The sequence below is a fragment of the Ventrimonas sp. genome (assembly GCF_048380235.1).
Lineage (GTDB): Bacteria > Bacillota > Clostridia > Lachnospirales > Lachnospiraceae > Brotaphodocola.
Genome location: NZ_DBFCCJ010000050.1, coordinates 14,801 through 37,144 on the forward strand (window position 1 = coordinate 14,801; position 22,344 = coordinate 37,144).

The window sequence follows — 22,344 nt, forward strand, 5'->3', positions numbered from 1 at the left end:
AAAAGGGATCGCACCGCACGGCACAATCCCTTTTCTGTGACAGCTGTTCACACACTATGCAGACAGCCACATCATTTTGCTGCTTCTGTTACGCGATCCACCGGCCATTCTCATCTACAGAATAGCCATCCGGAGTCTGTTCCTGACAGAACATGCTCCCTGCCGGATACTGCACGTGATCATACGGTGCGAAATAATACCATACGCCGTCAATCTGCTGCCATCCGGTGAGCATAGAGCCTTCACCCGGAAGCAGGTAGTACCAGCGTCCGCCGGATAAGATCCAGCCGGTCTGCATAATGCCTTCTTCGTTGAAGTACCACCACTTGCCGCCTCGGTACATCCAGCCGGTCTGGTATCCGCCGGTCTGTTTTGCAAACTGCCAGGTTCCTGCCTCAGTCAGGATCCAGGTTCCCTGGGTTCCGCTCACAACCGGCCGTCTGTTGCCTCCGTATGACGGGAATCCAATCTTTGTGATATTTCCGCCCTTACTTGAAATATTGTAATGGGGAGTTGCAAAGATTTTTGTGTTTCCATCCTTATCGGTAATGGTGAAGGTGTAGCGGATGAAGGTATCGTGGCCGGTTCCGCCTTCCAGGTAGAACGGAGCGCCGCTCATCCACAGATGCCAGGTGTTCTCTCCGCCCTCGGTGGAAATATCCAGCTTATGCTGATTTCCTGCTCCCATCATGCCGCTCTGGGCCTCTCCTCCATTTTTACCTGAGTAATCAAAGGTGTACTCCATGTCTTCTTCATCGTCCACCGCTCCACCCAGGATAAAGGTATCACTGCCATTTCCAGTTCGGATGATAGTCTCTGCCATAGTAGTTACTACGTTAATCCGGTTGTTTCCGCCCGGTACCAGAACAAACAGGCTGCCCGGGATCCGGCTGAACTGCAAGAGCGCACTGTTTGCGCCGCCTGCGATCTTCACACGGTTTCCGAAGAGATCAATCTGCTCATCCTCCATGGTGGTGGTCAGCTTCACGCTGCCCGGTGTAGCTAACGTAAACTGCTGTTTCTCAGAAGAACTTTCCATATCCAGAGAAATATCGGAAGTTTCACTCTCTGAGGTTGCCACATCCAGATTGCCGATCTGATCGGTTACGCGGACATTTACCTGATCCGCGCCGGAAAGCTTCGTGTTCTTTGCTTCCAGGCTTCCGCTGATATCCAGGGTTCCTCCGTCTGTGCGGATTTCCACGGTATCACCGGCCTGCAGACGGTTTTTCACACTGAGGTTTCCTTCATTATCCAGAGCCAGATTTCCGGATACCACTCCGGTCATCTCATTCACGCGGGTCTTTAAGTCTGCGTTGTCCGCTTTTACAACCAGGTGATCTGCTTTCACAGTTGTACCAGCAGATGTCAGGTTTCCGGATACTTCCAGTTCCATATCTGCTGTTGCCTCTGCCTTACTCAGATTCAGGCTTCCCTGATTCTTTAAGTAAATGTTTTCTGCCGTGAGAGCTGCATTCCTGGCCTTAGTCAGAAGCACATTGTCCTTCGCGCCGATATTTCCATCTGCCCGGAGGGAAATCTCCTCTGCTGATACATTCACGCTGTTTTCCTGATCCGGAATACCGTTTACAATATCTCCGGCAGCTGTCAGGGTGATCCGGTCAGCTGCTTTCAGACTGCCAAGCTTCAGCATGCCTTCTGCCCTACTGTCTTTTAACCAGATCTGACGGTCAGTCTCTGCATTTAAAACGCCTTCCGTCTCCGTGGTGATCCAGTGCTCTGAAGATCCGATATTTCCAATGTTTCCAGAATCATCGGCTTTCGCAGTCAGAGTAATATTGCTGCCCCGGAAGTTGGTCTGGTCTTCTTCCTCTTCTGCGAGACCGTTTAACAGATCACCGCCGGTCACAGTAAAGGTGATGTCATTACGGTCATCCTCCGTGCCTGCTTCCACATGGCCGATGGTAAAGGTTCCATTCACATTTCCGGTAATGGTTCCGGTCGCGTAAATATTCACCTGTTTTCCAGCCGTCATATGATTCACCGTATAGTCGCCCTGTACATGGCTGGTAATGCTTCCGTTTTCTGCTTTGATACTCTCAATAGCAGTGCTGCGATCCATGCGTAAGAAAATGCCACCGTTTGCGGAACTTAACTCGGCAATCGGGAGAATTCCTTCGGTTCCGATATCGTGAAGGTTGATGCTGCCGTTGGCCTTTACGATCAGCGCATTCTGTGCCGGATCCAGACTCTTATCCACGATCAGGTTAGTGGTCAGCGCTTTTTCATCCGTTCCAACAGTATCTGCTTCCAGAACAATGTTTCTGGCAGTGACATTAGCCTCAGTGTCCGTGTCTTCCAGACCATTTTCCATAGCTCCGACTGTCTTAATCTTCACGTCACTGCTGTCAGAAGAAACTTTCTTCAGTTTCAAAATCTTGCTGTTATCCTGGATATACACGCCTGTCATGGTTTTCACCTGCAGTTCCAGTTCAGCCTCACTTCCGTAACCTTTCACTTTCAAGTAACTGGTGTCTTCCGCGATCTGCTCTGCGATCATATCCAGTTTCTTGGTTGTTGCATGAACATCATCGTTTCCAATGCTTCCTGCAATTACCTTACCAGCTGCCTTAACCAGAATATGCTCCGGTGCAGTCAGCTGCTTCACAGTTACATTTTTCAGTGCTTCCAGCTCAATGCCCTTCTGTGCTGTCAGATGGTTTACTGTCATATCGTCCAGTACTTTCAGCCAGATACTCTCCGCTGCATCACCATCCAGTGTCGTTCCCTGTACCTTAAGCGTCCGGTCCGCGGTTCCGATGGAGCCATCCACTGCAGTCAGTTTCAGATTTTCGCCGGTCACATCTGCCTGATCTCCATCTTCAGTTCCGGTCATGCCATTTGCCGTGATCTGAATGTCGGATCCGGCTTTAACTCTGCCGATGGATAAAATTCCGCTCTCTCCTGTGTTGTCTAAGTAGATGCTTCCGTTTTCTGCGGCCGCAGTGATGGAGGTTACCTGGGTCTTTAATGGACTTTCTGCGGTTCCAATGCTGCCGTTTGTACTGGTTAAGTCAGCGTCTGCTGCGATCACAGTTGCTGCGGTGTTCTTGCCGATGATGCTGCCTGCTGTCTTAAAGACGATATTACCTGCCGCCTTTAACTGTCCCAGGTTTACATTTCCGGTCAGATCGGTCAGATAAATGCTGCTCCTATCTGACACTGCGCTGAGAGTGCTGTTTCCTGCTTCCACATTCATCACTTTATCGGTGTTTCCGATACTTCCTGTGGTTGCGTGAAGAAGTATGCTGGATGCGGTGATCGCTGCGGTAGTTCCATCTGCTTCATTTGCAATACTTCCAGCTGTCAGGGAAACCGTACCGTTATTTCTGCTGCTTGTGATATTCTTCACATAGGCTGTGCCCTGCTGTGTTACATAGATATCACCCATGGAAATGATTTCCATATTGCCGGAAATATTAGTTCTTAAGTTCTGATCTGCCGTTCCCACTGCACTGCTCTTTAAGATCCGAAGAGCGTCTGCCTTGATGTTGATGTCTGAGTCAAGTGCCTTCACTGCCTTGTCAGTGCTGATCTCTACCACACCATCGGAAGTGATGGAGCCAATGGCCAGCTCCCGGTTCTTTGCTTCAAGATAGATTGGTCCGGTGCTGTTTGCCGCAGTGTTGAATCCCTTCGTTCCAACCGATACACGAATCGGATCTGCGGAAGTACCAAAGTTCTTTGTTATCTGAACGGACATGCCAGCCGCGCTCAGATCCACACTCTGGTTTCCTTGTCTTGTTACAGTGCCGGCCACCAGAGTCAGATCATCACCAGCAGTGATGGTTTCCGTCAGATTGATGTCCACATCCGCATTGCCAAGACCGCGGATTTCTGCATCATTCCCGGCATTGATGCTTCCAAGATCATATGTGCCGAGACTGTCATACTCGTACTCAACGGTCTTACCCTGAGTCATATCAGTTATATCCTGGGTTTTCTCAACGGATTTTACCGTTACACCAACATACTGATTCTTCGTTTCATCATAGGTAATGTAATCATATTCCTTAATTACCGTTCCAGCTTTTACTACTTCATACTTCTTTGTATCCTTGTTGTAACGAATCTGATCATACTCACCTGCATCAGAACTTCCCTCTGCTGGTTTGTAAATCAAAGTGACCTCATCATCCACTAGCCAGAAGGTCTTCGAAAGCTGATCTGTGTAAGTTCCATCAGTCAATGTTTTCAGATACCGGATTGCATCGTCGCTTCCCAGTGTCATGGTCTGCGCCTGACCATTGATCACAACTTTTACCTCACCAGTAAAGTTGCCAGCTTCATCGGTCAGATACTCCGCTGACCGATCCAGTTTCTGATAGTTCACATTTCCATCCCTATCTGTGGTTACCAGATAATACTCAAAACCAGTGGTGTCATACCGCTCTTCTACATGTTTTCCATCTGCTGCCTGATATTCGGTTGTACATGCGGAATCTGTATAATACCTGGTCTTCCACTCACCATTGGCATCTAATTCCGTTTTCTCATACAATGTCTGAGAAATTTCCTGTACTGCCCTGGTGCTTGCTGACACAATATTCAATGCAGTATTCACAGATTCTGTGGTTGTATAGGTCTGTTTTCCAGTTACCGGATCTTCAACCAGAACACCAACCAGCAGCTTCGGCAGATCCATAATCAGGCGTACATTCCTGCAGTTAACAGACTGAATCAGAGCCTTATCTACGTTTCTGATCTTCGCTGCTGCTGCGTTTGCTGCCTTCTCTGCTTCTGCTGTCGTTGTTCCCTGGACTTCAATATAGCGTTTCAGTCCAACCTGGAGATAAACATTGCCTGCTGCATCCACAATCAGTTCCGGACGTTTCAGACTATTATCATCATTGCCCGTTACAAACAGATTCACATGAAGCGGTCTGCCATCAGTTCCTACATTTTCAGCATTTTGAATATTGAGCTTTGCTACATCCAGTTTCGCATTATCTCCAAAGTATACGCTGCCTTGCTGTCCATTGAACAGAACATTTAAGACTGCTGTGTAATAGGAGAACCATCCATCAAAGATTACATTCTTTCCGGTATTGGTTGTAATGGTTACTTCTGGCTGATTGGTGTTATCCACCACATCATCCATCACAAACTTGGAATAATCACTGCAAAGGATGGTGTACGCGCAGCTGTCTGCATCGTACTCTGCTAAAAGATCGATATTTTTCAAAATCAGATTCTTCGCAGAGTTGTTGGTAATATTTAATCTGGTGATCACATTGTTGCTGTGAATCTTCACGGTTCCGCTTACTTTGCCATAGAGTGACTCAATCTTTAAGCTTCCGTTTGCCTTGGAACTGAAAGATTTGATGATGACATTGTCACCATTCTTCTCATAGGTTACATCGCTGTTCGCAATATTTCCATTTTCGTCAATGACAATACTTACGTCCGCATTGCTTCCATAATAGATATTACCATTTAAGATTACGTTGTTTTCAGATTTGTATTCCCCGTTTTCCTTCTTATCGGTTGCACTCTGGAGAATCTTTTCTACTACAATCTCCTCTACCCAGGTGATGACCTTCACGATTGTCTTTGTAATCCACTTGACGATCTTATTCAGAGGCCACGGAAGCTTTTTACAAATCTTTTCGGAAACCTTTTCAATGACATTCTTGGTTCTGGTAACAGTCTGTTTGATAAATTCCGTTACCGTTTCTGCCTTATACTCTGCTTTCTTTGTATAAGACACTTCGCTCTCGCTCTTTGCTGCCGCGCCAATGGCGATATCCTTTGCGTTCATGGAAGAATCACTTCCGTAAATTTCTACATTGCCATAGACTTTTGTGTTATTGGTTGCTGTAGAAATGACAGAACCAGTACCGCCTGCGGTATAGCCATAGCTGTAAGCATTGGTATAAATATCATTGGTCGAAATTGCATACAGAGTCAGTGTCTGACCTGCGTGCAGCCTTACGTTGGTGCCAGTTACTTTTGCGTTTGCTGTCACATTTACCGTCGCGTTTGGCTTAGACTGGGTATTGATGATAGAACCAGTCTCGGAATATGCCGATGCATATGCGTAAATCCGGCCGATCACTGCCTGAATATCCAGGTTTTTCGCCGCTGACAACTCTGTGCAGCTTCCAAGATTGATCAGCGAATTGATAGTCATCCTGTTCACAACATCGGTGGAAATGTGGCTGAGGCCATCTACGGTAAATTTAATTCTGCCGTAAACCTTTGCTTCTGTATTGGTACTTGTTCCAATAAATACATCTCCGGACTGTGCATTCACTGACGCATGGCTGCCGGTAATTCCATTTAAGAACTCTGCCACTGCATTGGCTGTAGTGGTTGCCTCTGCCTTTACGTTGGTTCCTGCTGCCACTCCGCCAGCTCCGCCGTAAGCGGTTAAGTTGGAAGTAATGTCTTTCGCTGACGCATAAATCTTAATATTGCCCTTATTTGCCAGAATCGCGGACGGATAAATCTTAACCCGCACATCATCGGTCACATTCTGAACTGCCTTCGCGACACCTTTGGCAATGATTGCACCTGCGATTGCAGTTGCGTAACCTTTATAAGAGTTATTGGATGCCGCGATGATCACGATTGCGTCACCATCCTGATCTGCATCGATTGCTGTCAGCTTGCTTCCGCTTCCCACTTCCGTGTAAGTCTGATTATTAACTGTGGTGTCATCGCTGACGTCATTGGCTGATCCGCCAAATGCTCCGGAAGATGCCGTCGCTGTGGTGTCTTTGTTGATGCTTGCGGCTGCCTGGATCAGGATATTCTGTGCGGTAATGGTACTTCCGGTTACTCTTGCAGTAGTCTTATTGGTAATCTTCGTGGTGATCTTAGTCAGACCGCCTGCCGCAAAGCCCGCTGCACTGTGTCCGGATGCATTGCCATTTACATCATGCTCATCCTGTGCTACTGCAGATGCCGCTCCGTTCGCTGTGATGGTACTGTTTGCAATCTCAGCTGTGGTTGTAATATCTTCTGTGATTTCCAGGTTCTGTGCAGTTCCGGCTGCCAGAAGTCCGCCTGCGGTTCCTTTGGCAGTTCCTTTTACAGTTCCGCTGTAATCTGCCAGAACGGAGACGTTTCTTGCATTGATAATGGTTGTTCCGGTGATCTGTGCAATAGTCTTGAAGGTATTTTCGATCTTCACCGTAACACCACCCACTGCCGCGCCACCAGCTGCCGCTAAGCCTGCTCCGTTACCGGTTAAACTTCCGTTGGCTTTGCTGAGTACCAGGGCGTCCTCTGTCAGTGTCAGAGTTGCATTAGTTACTTCCGCAGTTGCACTGCCGTCTACAATGATTTCCGAAGATGCACCGGAACCACTTACCAGACCACTGGCTGCTCCTGCATATGCATTGGATTCCAGATTGCCGGCTTTGCTATAAGATTCATCGTCATTTACATTAAACAATGCCCGTACTCTTATATTCTTAGCCTGAATCTTGCCGCCCGTAACAGCCGCCAGCACAACCGGTTTTACTGTCAGTCTGGCAATCGCCGCCTGAACAGATCCGCCTACTGCTGCTGACAAACCATACGCATTTGCTGTTGCAGTTAAAATACTGTGGGCCAGAATATCGTAAGTACCCTTTGATGCTGTTACATTGGCTCCACTTGCTACTTTTGTTGTACTTCCTACCTCTACAAGTGCAAGAGTCACAGATCCTGTTGCTCCATAACCTACACCTGCTGCTGTGGTGGTTGCTGTAGAGGTAATATTCTGATTTGCATTCAGTTTCACATTGCCATTGATAGATGCCAAACTGCTGCCGCTAAGTACTTCTACGATGGTTGTTCCAGTTACTTTTAATCTGGCTGCTGCCATTCCAGCGGATGCCCATCCACCAGCATAACCGTCTGCTGTCGGATTTGCAGTGATGATTAACTGTGCTGATACGTTAACTCCGGACTTACCATTTAAAGAACCGGTGCTTCCGATCAGAACCTTCGTTGTTCCGGTCACATCCATGTAAGCTACGGCTGCGCCCAGTCCGATGACTCCTGCGGAACCTGCTGCCGCCTTAAAGGCATTGCTGGTAATCTGGTTCTCTGCGTTGATGGTTACGGTGCCACTTGCATTGATAGTTCCGTTGATCTCTGCCTGAACCGTGCCATTTAAGATTGCAATGGCTACTGAACCGCCTGCTGCCAAACCACCTCCAGATACAGAACCTGCATATGCGGTTACTGCGGTTGTGTCTGCTGCTTTGATATTGGTGTTGCCTGTTAAGGTGATCACAGTTCCAGAACCGATTCTCGCCGTTGTTGCATTGGCAGTTTCTCCTGTGAAGTAACCTGTGATATCCAGTTTCAGGCTTTCGTCAGTCAAACCATTGGCATTATTCAGAGCCTCGTTAATGCTGCTCTGGCTATTGGAACTTACGTTGTTCGTGTCATCACGCTTCATAGCCGTCTTTGCATCATCACTCTGCTTGCTGCCAACCAGAATTACCAGTACACTGCCGGATACAGCGCCGACACCTGCGGAACCTGCAACTACATAAGACGTAATGTCCCGTTTAGAGTTTGCTGTCAGATTCAGGTTCACTGCTGTAATACTGCCGTTTGTTCCAATCTCTGCCAGAACGGTATTCTTGAAGATCAGAACTGCTGCTGCACCGCCCACAGCTGTTCCACCGCCGGATAAGGTACCTGCTGTCATATTAATAGTTGCAATATCTTCTGCCAGAACGGTTAAATCACCGTTCAAAATGATATTTACGTTGTTGCCAATTCGTGCGGCTGAATCTGCATTGGCAATGATCAGGATCAGGGATCCGCCCACTGCAGTGCTTCCGCCAGTTGCTGCTGCCACCACACCGGTGATAGTTTCTTTGGATTGTGCATTCACATTCAGAGAACCGGCTTGGATGGATGTGTCATCCAGCACTTCCGCCTTGGTATGGCTCTTGAAGATGATGCTTGCTCCTGCGCCGCCCACTGCGACTGCGCCGCCAGATACGGATGCCGCACCGGAAGTAATGTACTGCCAGTTGATGGCTTTTACATTGACTGCTGCTGTACCTGCCTCAATAGTTCCGCCAAGCTGGCTGGTTACGGTATTCTCTGTGTAGAGAACGGATGCGCTTCCCGCGCCGCCTGCCAGACCGCCTGCTAAGCTGGTTGTCAGAAGGAATATATTGTTATCGCTGACTGCCAGGACGTCAACTCCGCCTGGTGCATAAACCGTACCATTTAAGATGGCCTCTACGGTCTTCTTTAAATAAGTCACTACGATGGTTCCCGTTGCTCCTGCGATACCGACTGCCGCACCACCAGCTGCCGTGTCAACCTCCGTGGAATCCATGGCAATGACCTTCACACTGGAACTCCGTGTTACGTGTTCCCGGCTGTTCTGATTGATTCTCGCTCCGGTATCTACTTTTGCCCGTATTACCGTATCAGAAACAACTGTGGTAGAAGCAATGGATCCCGCTGCGCCAGTACCTGCAGAACCAGAAGCAGTGATTGCCATCAGATTATTGGTGTTAAATGCTCCGATGAGAACGCCGTACTGAGTCGCTTTCTTGCGGTTTCTCTTCCGGTCGCCATCATTGCCATCTAACTCGCCGGTATAGAAAGTAATACCTGTCGTTCCATAAGTATCTAACCGAGCCAGTTTTCCAACCAGTGCCTGAACCGTATTGCTTGCTTTCACAACCGCTACACCTGCCGCGCCGCTGACGGATACTCCGGTTGCGCTGATGGCAGTATTGGCTGATCCTGCAATCACATACAGATTCTGGTTATCTTCTGCCCAGATTGCGATGCTGCCGTTTGCAGTCAGAATGGTAGCTGCAGTATTGGCTTTCACCTCTGCTGTAGTCTCATTCTTTATGATGATCGTAGAAACTGCTCCGTTCACAGCACCTGTTGGTGTTGCACCAACTGCCGCACCGGCACTGACTACAACTACCACATAGGCTTCATCACTGATTGCCTTGATGATGATATTTCTTCCGCTGGTTAATACTGCGCCTTCATCTACATAGGCGCTGGTCACCTTCTGGAAGGTAATGGTATCGTTGGAGATGCCTGCACTGACTGTGCCGCTGGCGGCTATATTACCTGCCACATCCTGAATGGAAGTGGTATCCACTGCGATCACCAGAATATCACCATTGTTCTTTGTTGTAACTTTTGCATTCTTTCCGATCCATGCTTTGGTCTCACTGCCAAATACTAATACATTGACAGAACCAACTACCGATACGGCTCCGCTTGCTGCTCCGCTGACTACCCAGCTGCGGATCTTCTGGGAAGATTTCGCACCTACTAAAACGCCAGACTGAGCAGACTCATTGGACTTAGAAGACACATAATCGGTCGTCGTATCCTTATCATTTAAGTTCTTATAATTCTCATTTACATCAGAAGTTGCTGTGCCGTCTGCAAAGTTTACATTTCCTCTGTTTGCATTGGCAGTAACGACTGCACCATCACCAATATAAGAATGTGTCTTGTTAGAGAAAACAATCACATTGGTAGCCACACCAATTCCTGCTGCGCCACCGCCGCTTACGCTTCCGTTGATCACCCGGATGTCCTGAGCACTTTCTGCCAGAACGATCACGTTGCCATCTGCGTATACGTTTGCATTCGGTGCGATATAAGCAGCTGCCTGCTCGCCAGCTTTGATGACTGTGATGGTTCCTGCCACGGATGCAGAACCAGCTGCACCACCGCCGCTGGAAATGAAGTTCGGAATCTCTAAAATATTCTGTGCGTGAACTTTGACATTTCCTTTATCAGCTCTTACCGTACCGCCAAGTCTTGCCTCTGCAGTGCCCTTGATGATCGCCAGATTCATGGAGATACCAACGGATGCTGTGCCGCTTCCGCCTGCTGCTCCTGCAATTGCATCTAACTTTGTCTTTTCTGTTGCTTCTACAGTAACATCGCCGTCTGTTGCGGTTGTGGAACCACCATCGCCAATGCCTGCATATGTCTTATCATCTACAGAAGCGCTGGTAAAGTATCCGCTGATCAGAGACTTGTTCTCTTCTTTCAGTCCGGTGATGATGCTATTTGCCTCATCCACATACTGATTATTCTGGTCGCCAGCGCCAACTGTCTGACCATAACCATGATTTACTGCCGCCTGGCCACGCTTTGATGCTTCATCACTTGCTTTGTCAGAAGAATTACCGCCGCCGTTTGTATTGGCCTTGTTGGCGTCGCTGTCTGCAGTTGCAGCGCCAATGGAAAGTACCAGAATGCTTCCGTTGACACTTGCAGTTCCGCCTGCACCTGCCATGACAGCTTTCGCTGTAATGCCGCGGTCTGACGCTGCCTGAACTAAGATTGCCTTTGCAAGCACTGTACAATTGTTGCCAATCATTGCAGTTACGGTATTGCGGTAAATCGCAACTTCAATCGCTGCTCCGATTGCCGCAGTTCCGCCAACAGTTACATTACCTGTCTTCAAATTCAGGCTGGTTGCATCTTCTGCTTTTACTGTGATCGTTCCATTCTCTGCTTTCAGAGTACATCCGTTTCCAACAATTGCCTGTGTGGTCACATTCATGACTAACACTGCGAAGGAACCGTTCACGGCTGCTGTTCCGCCTGCGCCCGCACCAATCACCGTCATATCGATGGTTTCTTTGGATACTGCACAGATCAGAATATCGCCACTTGCTGCAATTAAGGTTGCACCTGGACGAACCTCTGCAAGAGTTTTGCCCTTGAATACGATGGTTCCCACCGATGCGCCTGCTGCCGCCGTTCCGCCGCCCTGAATGGATGTTGCGGAAAGCTGCAGGTACTGATTGGACTCTGCCTGAATGGTAATAGTTCCAGCTTTTAAGGTTCCGCCAACACTTGCGGTTGTAGTATCCTGAAGAACGATAACCGATACGGTTGCTCCTACACCGGCGGTTCCGCCTGCTGCTGCGCCAATGACATTGGCGTAAATCTGATTGTCGGAATGAGCCAGAACTACAATTGCATTTTCTGCAAAGATCTGTACTCCATCACCAATTCTTGCTGTGGTTTCTTTAATTCCTGTGTAGACAACCACTGCACCGGAGACACCTGCTGTTCCGCCGCCTGACGCCGCACCACCCGAGACACTTTCTACGGTGTCATTGGATGCGATGACATGAACGCCGGACTGCTGATGCGCTCCCTGACGGCTGCCCTGATTTATTCTGGCATTTGCATTGATAACCGCCTGGGCTTTCGCCTTTTCTACTACGGTTACTGTTGCAATGCCGACACCTGCGCTGGATCCGCCTGCTCCGGTAACTGCGATCGCGTGAATATTGGTTGTGTTGAAAGCACCAATGATGATGCCGTTGATGGTCATCTGGTTATGTTTTCCGCGTCTGGAAACCACATTGCCGCTGGTGCTGTCTGTTGTAATTGTCAGCTTGCCAAAATTACCGCTGACACTGTTCTTGCCAAGAGCATCCAGTGCAGCGCCAATTCCTGCTTCTGCCCATGTTCTGTGAGTATCCGTAATCACAATCACACCTGCGCCAACACCTGCGCTTCCAGCGCTGATTGCTGCAGAACCTGCTCCGGAGAGGATGGTCTGCTCTGCTTCTGCGGTTACCTGGATACTGCCATCTGCAGAAATCACAGTTCCTGCTGCGTCTGCGTTCTCATTGTTGCTGTCTGGAGTTCCGATCAGCGCGAATACGTTCTGTTTTGCTACAATCACTGCTACAGAACCATTCACTGCCGCACTGGAACCACCGGCAGCTCCGATCACCAGATCTATCAGAGTATCATCACTCTTTGCAGAAACGATCACGTTGCCGCTATTGCTGGTGGTAATCTTTGTTCCCTTGCCAACACCTGCGTAAATCAGTCCCTGATATACGATAGTATCGATGGAAGCTCCAACAGCTGCACCACTGGTAGATAATCCCAGGCTGCCAACGATATCAATGATATCGGTACTGCCCAGAGCAATGATCTGTACATCGCCGTTGGCATTGATCACGGAATTCTTACCAACCGCTGACTTCACCGTGTCCCCGACAACTACCACTGCTGCAGAACCGGTTACCGTTGTTCCGCCTGCGGATACGCCGCCGCTGATGACGATGTTGATAAATTTCTTATCTGATGCTGCTGTTACAGCTACATTGTTTCCATAGATCGTTGCATGGTCACCAATCAGTGCCTGAGTCTTTCCATCTGCAATCACATCTGCATTGGAAAGTCCAACTGCTGCACCGCTTGCAGAACCGGCAAATCCGCCAGCCAGAACCACGTTGATCATGGAATCTTTCGCTGATACAGTTACATTGCCGCGGCTATTTGCGTTACCGATCTGTGTATAATCGCCAATCTTCGCCATAACATCGTTGCTGATGACGATGACGCCGATGGAACCAGATACAGATGCGCTCTTGCCGCCGCCTAAACCAATGACAAAAATATCATTCTTTTCTGTCGCATCTGCACTTACAGTCAATCCGCCAGGAGCGATAATCGCTGCATAATCACTGCTGGTTCCGTCTGCGATCTCTGCCAGAACCTTCTTTAAGAATACGTTCACCTGTACAGAACCGCCGACACCGGATTTTCCGCTGCTGATTGCCGCGCCGCCGGAAACGATCACGATGACAGTCTTGCTGTTTGCAGTTACAGACATCGCATTGACGTTATAAGTTCCGGTTCCAGCTCTTGCAACGGTACTGCCCCTGATCACATTGACTGCCGGGCTGACTGCTGCTGCCACACCATTGCTTCCAGCTGCCGCTCCATTGACGATCACTGCCACGATGGTCTCTTCGCTGTCTGCACTTACGGTTAAGTTTCCGCCAGCCGTAATGTTTGCGCCATTGCCAATCTGTGCCAGAGTATTGGTATTGACCACGATCACGCTGACAGAAGCACCGATTCCGTGTCCGCCAGATGCCGCGATACCGCCGGTAATTCCGGTATAGCCAAGTCTGGATGCTGCGGTTAATTTTACGTTACCCTTCGTTTTAATGGTTGCGTTTTTGCCAATCTCTGCGGTTACGTTGTTTCCATTTACGAAAATGTTAACAACACCTTCTCCCGCAGCCTGTGTTCCATTGCCTGACTTGGAAGAAGAAGCCGCTGCTGCTACCAGAATCGAAGTCAGATCCAGTTCACCGGATGCGCTGATAGTCACATCGCCATTGCATGCCCCATCGTTTGCACCAGTAACCTTAGAATCTTCACCAAGTCCTGTATAGACTTCAGAATTATGAATGATGGTATTGATGCCAACACCGGCACTCTTGCTGCCGCCATATGCCACGGAACCTGCGATGGTCACTGCATTTACTTTGGAAGCTGCTTTGACGGTCAGACCATCGGTCAGAATCAAAGTTACATTCTTGCCAACCAGTGCTGCCACATAATCATTGATCACCAGAACCGTAAAGGAACCTGCTCCGGTAAATTTTGTATTCTCAGCAGAAGCTGCTCCGCCGACGGCTTCCAGGTAGTAGTTATTATTGGAAAGAAGATTCCAGAGATCCTTTACTACACTGGCAAGATCAGATAATTTCAGGTCTTCAGAACTCTGTGCATCATCGGTTGTATTGATCTCAACCTTACCATCTTTGATCTGAGTGGAACCAGTTTTGATCACGCCATTGATCTTGATGTTTCCGCCAATATCATCAGCACTTGCACTTACCTGCTGTTTCTCTGCATTGACCAGAAGACTCTTTGCTGTGATCTGCGCATTGTCACCGATCTCTGCAGTTGTCTTGTTGTTCACATAGATCATGGCATAAGATGCGCCAATTCCTGCTGTTGTAGAACCACCTGCGGATTCGCTGGTCTTTCCGCTGCCGTTCTGCTCATTGAACTTGCTGCTGGTTACAGATGCGCCCCATGCCCGGGCTGCCAGTTTGCTCTGCTCAATGGCTTCTACTGTTACATCGCCATCGGAATAAATTACTGCGTTATTTCCAGCTTTTGCAATTGTTTCTGCATTTGATACAATCAGTGCTACCGCGCCTGCTGCTGCCGCACCACCAGCTGCAGAACCATTTGCTGCTCCGGCAATGGCTTCTGCACCAAGTCTGGTCCTGTAATCCTCATCCATATTGTGTCTGGTGATTGCCCGGATCAGCACATTGCCAACTTTCATATTCTGAGTTTCATCACCCAGATTGCCAGTTAATTCTGCTAAAGTCTTACTGTTATTGATCACCACTGCCACACCAAGAGCAATGGAGGTTTTCTTAGAAACGGCCGCTCCGGTTGCCAGCATCTCAAAGTTGTCAAGGTTCTCTGCTTTGATGGTAACTGTTTTAGCCTTCTTCACAGTACCGGATACTCTTGTGCTTACATCGTGGGATACGATGGAAACGCCGACTGCTGCTGCCACGGATACCGGATTTTCCTGATTGGTTATGGTTCCGGTCTTGCCGCTCTGAGCATCCTTCTTTGCATTTGCCGCATTGGCTGCATTCGCTCCTGTAGTGTCGGTTGAACCACTGTCCACAGAATGCTCGGAAGTCTTCACATCTGCTGCCGCCAGGACTTTGTTGGAAAGACTGGTATCAGAACTGGTCTTGTTCTTATCCTCAGCGTTCAGCTTGCTGTCGATCTTCTCGTTTACTTTATTATCAGAAGAAGTATTGCTCTTTCCAGAGTTGTTATTGTTTTTCTTAAATGCTGAACCATCTAATATAGAAGCAATGGTTGCATTGTACTTCTTCTCGTAACGGGATAAATCTACACCAGACGCCGTTGCGTACGCTTTTGCCAGATCCTGTGCTTTGGCAATGGCATGTACGGTAAAGTTTCCGTCAACCGATGCAGTTCCTGCCAGAAGTGCGCTGACTTTCTCTGCCACCAGGTTTACGGCTACGGAGGCACCGACTGCTGCGTTCTTCGCTTCCGCATCGCCCTTTGCGGTGGTCTCCGTCTTAGAGACACTCTCTGCGTAAATATCCAGATTGCCACCGGTATCAACAGTTGTTCCGCTGCTGATCTCTGCGTTTGCATTGCTGCTTACCAGAGATACAGAAACTGCTGCGTCCAGGGAATCATACTTTCTATCAGCCTTATCAGAAGTACTCTTGCCATCGGCATCTTCGTATGCATCATTACCAGCTTCCACATAAGTTTCCATTTCACTGTTGATCACAGATTTCACAGCGAAATTGCCTGCTGTTTTAATATTGCCGCCTGCAACTTTTGCATCTGCCGTTGTGTCCGCAATGGTCAGTCCGAAGGACGCGCCTACGCCAACACTCTTATCACTTCCGCCAGAGCTGCTTCCGCTATTGCTGCCGTTTCCGGTACTGCCGCTGTTTCCGGTACTGCCGCTGTTTCCGGTGCTGCTGCTGTTTCCAGATTCTGCTCCCTCAAGGTCTGTGCTTGCACCTGCCTTGGTGGTAATCTTCTGGTTCACCTTTGCTGTCACACTGCTCTCCTGACTGCTTTGTGCTGTCAGGTTTCCATTCACGTTTGCAGTATAAGCAGTATTAAAAATATTGATTGCAGCCGCTCCGGCTACGCCTACGTTGGAAGCACCTGCACCGGAAATACTGATCACTTCGATGGTATTGGCTGTTTCTTTTCCGCTACTATCAGTCGGCATTCCTGCACGAACCAGGAAATAACCGGTCTTGTGGCTTCCGGAAATCTCTGCCCGGTTCACTAAATTACCGACCAGAATTGCTACGCTGACGCCTACACCATTAGTGCTTAAAGTGGAAGATGCATTGGCTTTCACAGTTACATTGTTGTGTGCCAGGGCAATCACTTCCAGCTTACCACTGGAAACTGTATCTGCTTTGACACTGGCTACAGTTTCATCATTCCATACTTCCACTGCCACAGCCGCCGCTGCGGTTACTTTTCCTTCGGTGGTCTCTGCGGACTGTGGAGTCTTTGACTCTGTCTCAGAGATTCCATCCGTACCGGAACCGACTTTTTTGCCGCTTGCCAGTGCCTTGTTCACCAGATTATCCGGCGATTGCGGATCACTGTCATCACTGCTATCAGAATTGCTGTCATCTTCACTCGGTGCATCTGCTCCATTGGCACCGGCAATGCTGATGGTCTCTGCCGAGTTTCCGCTTTCTGCTTTTACACTGATGTCCTTTGCACCTGTCACCTTACGGTTCATGTACGCATACTGATGAAGCTTTCCTGCGGATACGGTCACGGCTCCGCCCACTGCCACGCTGCTGCCTGCAGCCTTTCCGCTGGCCCTGGTGGATTTCTTCTTATTTGATTTTGCGTAGACCGTCAAATTTCCGACCAGTGCGACTGGCTGACTGTTCGCTGCAACCTTTGCTCTTGTGGTTCCATTTAAAATGTTTACTACAACCACCGGAACGATTGCCTTGCCTCCGGCTGCTCCGGCAATGGCTTCCACAGTAATCTCACCCTCAGATTCTGCTTTCACGGTCAGGGAGTTAAACTTGTTGCTGTTTCCTGTTCCGTTTACTACTGTCGTCTCTTCCAGATCTGCGGTTGTAGTATTGCTGACTACACCAACACCAATTGCCGTTCCGACACCGGTGGACTTTGCAAATTCTTTCTGGGAATCATCGGATCCGGCTTTTGTTGCTGCGTTGCTCTTACTGCTCGCTGTAATAGAAAGATCTCTTTCTATATTAATAGTCGCCTTGCTGATGTAGGCATTTGTAATGTCATTTACTACATTTACTGAAACAGCTCCGCCCAGTCCAAAATTGCCCGAGTTAAATCCTGCTGTTGTACTTACAGAAGACAGATTATCGTAGTTCCTGGTTTCTGTTTTTGTTGTTCCATTTTCGTCCACTTCCACCTGGACACTCTGTCCGCCTGTAACTGCCGCAACTGTAAGATCCTGTGCGTTGATCGTTGCATTTGAAATATAAGCTTCATTGCGGTTATTCACAACTCCAACTCCGATTGCCACGCCTGCTGAAATGTTGGTACCACTCTTTCCGGAGGTATCACCATTGGCTTTCATAGTGATCAGCTGCTTTAAACCTTTTACTCCATTGGTGTTGTTTGCTGTTAAAGTAATATACATGGTATATACTTTGTAAGTAGTTCCATTTTTTGTTTCATCCGTAACTTCGATTCCTGTCATATCCTTCGGAGCAAAACCGAAACTGCCTGGAAGTATGAATACCAGCTTGTATTTTCCTGCTGTTAATTGCTGATTTCCATTTATTGACTGGTCTTCATTCTGTGTGGCTCCGTTTGTAAATTTAATCAGTCCGTCTTTGTCCAGGAATGTCTGATTATATGGATTGCCGGTATCTGTCTGACCGTCCTGTGTTACTTTCGTCAGAGTTGCCGTTACCGGAAGTGTGGTAGATCCATCTTCTGTCACTGCCGCAAACCGGAATTCATTGTCATCCGCGTCATTCTCTAATCCGCTTGGAATGGTAGAAGCATCTGCAACCGTTGTATTATTGGAAACTGCGTTTGCGAGCACTTCTACTTTTCCGCCGGCATTAATTGTGCCTGTTGTTGTAATAGATGCTTCATTTGTGGAATTTACAATTGTTACTGCGATTGCTCCAACCAGCTGATTTTTAGTATTACTTGTCTTTGCCAGTTTCACAATTCCGTTATACCCTTTTCCGGAAGCAATCTCGATTACCTGATCTGCCGGAACTGCATAACCACTCGGTACAATGATGGTTATGGTATAGGAACCATTCGCAAACTCCGTTCCTTCATAAACATTACTCTTATCCAGTGTCCAGAGTCTTGGAGCTGATGCAGTCCCTTCGTTTGGCGTAATCTTTACGGTAACGCCTGTTACATCTTTTCCAGTTGTGTCTTTAAATGTAAGTTTGATTTTATTGCTGATTTCTTTTTCTGCTTCTTCAAAAAGGCTTCCCACTCCGCTGTCTTCGCCGCTGGCTGTTTCCAGAGACTCGCTTAACTTGCCTTCTACTTCATCTTTGTGGAACCAGCTGCTGATCTTCGTCTTGGCATCAGAAGCCATCTCGCTGCCCTTCTGTTTCAATCTAGTAGTCAGCTGAATGTTTTCCAGGGAATTGTTGATGATTCCAAGGATCGTATTCAAAGCTGTTTCCTTTACAGAAGAATTTTTCTCCTCCGACTTTACAGATTTTACAGTGGTGCCATTCACTCCATGCTGCGTGGAGGAAACCTTCAGGTTTTCTACTTTTGTAACATTGACATTTCCGCCAATATTTGCCATGGTGTCATAATTGATCACCGATACACCTGCAAATGCTCCGCTCTGGCTGGAATTGGTTTTCTTTCCCAGCGCATTGGTTGCTGCTGCAGCATTGCTTTCTGCCACCAGAATCAGGTCGCCGCCTGCAGAAATGCTGTTCTGTCTTGTACTATCAATACTTACTTTAGTAGTTCCGCCGATGACAGAAACGCCAACTGCAATATTTCCTGCTTTTGCATCTGCATTTACATCCGATTTGATCACGGATTTTGCTGTCATCTCAATGTTTTTGGTGGATCTGAAATCACTGTTCTTTACCAGAACTGCTGAAGAAACATTCGCTACATTGACTGCCACTCCAATGCCAACACTCTTCGTGCTCATGGTCAGATCATTCATAGAAGATAAGGTGATCGTATCTGCGGTAAAACTGCAATCCTCAATCTCAATGATGGTCTCGATATTTTTTACATTTGCCAGGTATCCGTCGATATCCTCAATCTTGTCATTGACGGATGACCATACGCCTGAATCACTGGTATCTGCATCGACCTCTTTTCCTGCCGATGCGCTGTCCGCCGCTGAAGATGCTTTGTTTGTCGCTGTAATGGTGATCTCGGATCCCTTGTCTTTATCGTCCGTATCACCACTGGCGACAATTGTCATATTTTTTATGCCGACATATGTCGTATCCGAATCATACACCTTCTTGACTACATTCAGGAATACATCCCCCGCTGTGGCGGAGCCGGTATCCTGAGCGGTAAGCTTCAGTTCTTTGACTTTCAGCGTCACGTTCTGACTCGGCTTCAATTCAATCTGCTTAGCAATCAGTTCCATAATGGCTGTTGCCAGATCCAGGACTTTATTCTCTGTATTCACTGGATCCCGGAAGCTGATCTTCGTCTTTGAAGCGATCTTTACTGAGGTGATGTTTGCATTCGTGTAGGCGGTTTTCTTTGTTGCTGCCCCACTCTTCACGATAACGGTCAGCTTTGAGTTATCACCGATGGAAATTTCAATGGCTTCATCACTTCTGACATCAATTGCCGTAGAGTTTGCATCCTCCACTTCCAGCTCATTCGCTGCCTGCACTGCAGGAGCTGCTTTCGGAGCCGCCTGTGCTGCAATCTCCTGCTTCTGCTCTTCCGGTATCCCTGCGGCAGTTTTTTCTTCAGCCACAGCTGTCTCCGGCGATTCCGGTGATTTCGCATCGACTGCACCTGTCTCCGGCGATTCCGGTGATTCCGCATCGGCTGCACCTGTCTCCGGCTGACCGGCTTTGGTCTGTTCCGCTCCATCCGGATTTTCTCCAGCGCCCACTGTATCTGTTCCAGATGTTTCAATGCTGCTGTCCTGGCCTTCTCCAGACATTCCCGTGTCCTGCTGTGTATTTCCAGCGTCTGCACGGTTCTTATCTTCCGAATCTGCACCAGAATTCACGCTTCCGTCAGAAACGCTTCCCTGCTCCGGTTCCTGTATATTTTCTGAACCTGTTCCAATTCCAGGATTACTCTTGTCTGTGGAATTCTTGTCATTCTCAGAACCAGTGCCTGTCTCAGAAGTGCCGCCAGACTGATTTACAGATTCAGATCCTTTTCCGGAATCAATTTCCGAACTGCTTCCATCCTCAGAGTTTCCACTGTTATCTTCCGAGCTGCTTTCACTATCAGAACTGGTACTTTCGGAACTGCTGTCTCCAGACGAGCTGTCTCCGCTGTCTCCGGAATTTTCCCCGGCTTCGCTGCCGCCGGAACTGCCGCCGACTTCAGAACTTCCGCTGTCACCAGAAGCATCCCCGCTTTCGGAACTTCCGCCCCCGCCAGAGCCTCCTCCGCCCGAACTGTCACCGGCCTCAAAGCTTCCGCCGCCAGAATCTGCGCTGTCTCCGACCGCAGCATCCTGACTGCTTTCATAGCCGGAATCTGCAGTGCCGCCGGCCGCATAAGAAACCGATGTCCCTGTAACTGCCATACACAGTCCCAAAACCGCGATCATTCCTTTTGCCCGTTTCATGGTCTTTCGGTACTCTAACATTGCCTTTTCCTGTATACCCATAGATTCGCCATTCCTTTCTAAACGTAACTGACTCGTCCTTTTTACTATATGTATCCGTAGCTTTTATGTTTTCTGACTTTTTTGTCATCCTTTGGAAAAATACAGTTTTCTACTTTGATTATACAGAAATAGACTTCTTCATTCAATGTTTTCTGCATGAAAGGCATGAATATTGACATCGAAAACTTATTTTTGAAATTTTCCTACTGCAGCCGCTCTAACAGCATTTCTCTGGTTTCCCGGTACTTCTTCACCGGAATTGGAATCCGCGTCCCGTCGATCAGTACCACCTCATATTTCTTGATCCGGGAAATGCACTCCGTGTTGATAACATAGCTCCGGTGCACTGCCGCAAACCTCTCATCTGCTTTCTCCTGAAACTCTGTTAATGTCATACGCACTGGTATTTTCGCTCCGGAAAGAAAAGCAATGATGCTTATGCGTCCGCCTGCCTCCACATAAAGAATCTCAGATAAAAGAAAGATGTGTTCCCGGTCCTCCAGATCTGCAGCCATCAGCTTGGTTTTATCTGTCAGTGTACTAAACCGGCGCATTAGATATTTATGCGCCATTCTGCCCATGGTGCTGGGAAACATCTCATCTCCCACTGTTTTCAGTTCGCCCAGCGGATTGGAAATATGCATATGACAGATTTTCAGTTTCCCATCTCTCTGCTCCCAGACAAACGTGCAGCGTTGCTGCACCTGAAGGAAAAATTCCACACGCTCATCAGTCGTGACCAGATAACGCCCTGCCACCGTACAGACATTTCCACTGTTTTGCACTACAAAAAAATCCTGTTCCATTAAATGGCATGGTTTTAAATCCCGCATAGTACCCCGCAGATCTTCCGCAGTCGCTTCCCTCCCGACAATAAACTGCTTCTGCAGTGTCCCGGTCCATAATACATCCTCATCACAGTAAGACAGTACCAGTTCCGGATTCAGCTGCCAATACTGCATCAGGCACTCCCGCGTCAGTTCCAGTGCCTCCTGCGCCACCTTTTTTTGCATAAGCATTTCTCCTCTCTGTCCTAAAAATCCGCTGTTGTTGTCATAAATTATAGCATTTTGCCAGCTCTAATGTCAAAATTTTGCTATTTTTATTGAGTTTTTAGATTACTTATGATACTCTGAGGTTATTAATCCATAATTTTAACCCTTATGAAC

2 protein-coding genes are annotated in these 22,344 nt (G+C 48.1%); both read right to left on the minus strand.

Features of this window, described 5'->3' with window-relative positions:
• Positions 1-88: 88 nt before the first annotated feature.
• Positions 89-21,175: a hypothetical protein gene (locus ACMP1L_RS08435; RefSeq protein WP_418452670.1), complete on the minus strand. Its 21,087-nt coding sequence runs from the start codon at positions 21,173-21,175 to the stop codon at positions 89-91.
• Between the two features lie 203 nt (positions 21,176-21,378).
• The gene (locus tag ACMP1L_RS08440) at positions 21,379-22,188 is read right to left on the minus strand and encodes a LytTR family transcriptional regulator DNA-binding domain-containing protein (protein WP_418452672.1); all 810 of its coding nucleotides are present in this window, start codon (positions 22,186-22,188) and stop codon (positions 21,379-21,381) included.
• Between the last annotated feature and the right edge of the window lie 156 nt (positions 22,189-22,344).

Excerpts from the sequence above, each read along its gene's own strand:
- ACMP1L_RS08440 (WP_418452672.1), bottom strand. The coding sequence starts at position 22,188 with ATGCAAAAAAAGGTGGCGCAGGAGGCACTGGAACTGACGCGGGAGTGC.
- ACMP1L_RS08435 (WP_418452670.1), bottom strand. The coding sequence starts at position 21,175 with ATGGGTATACAGGAAAAGGCAATGTTAGAGTACCGAAAGACCATGAAA.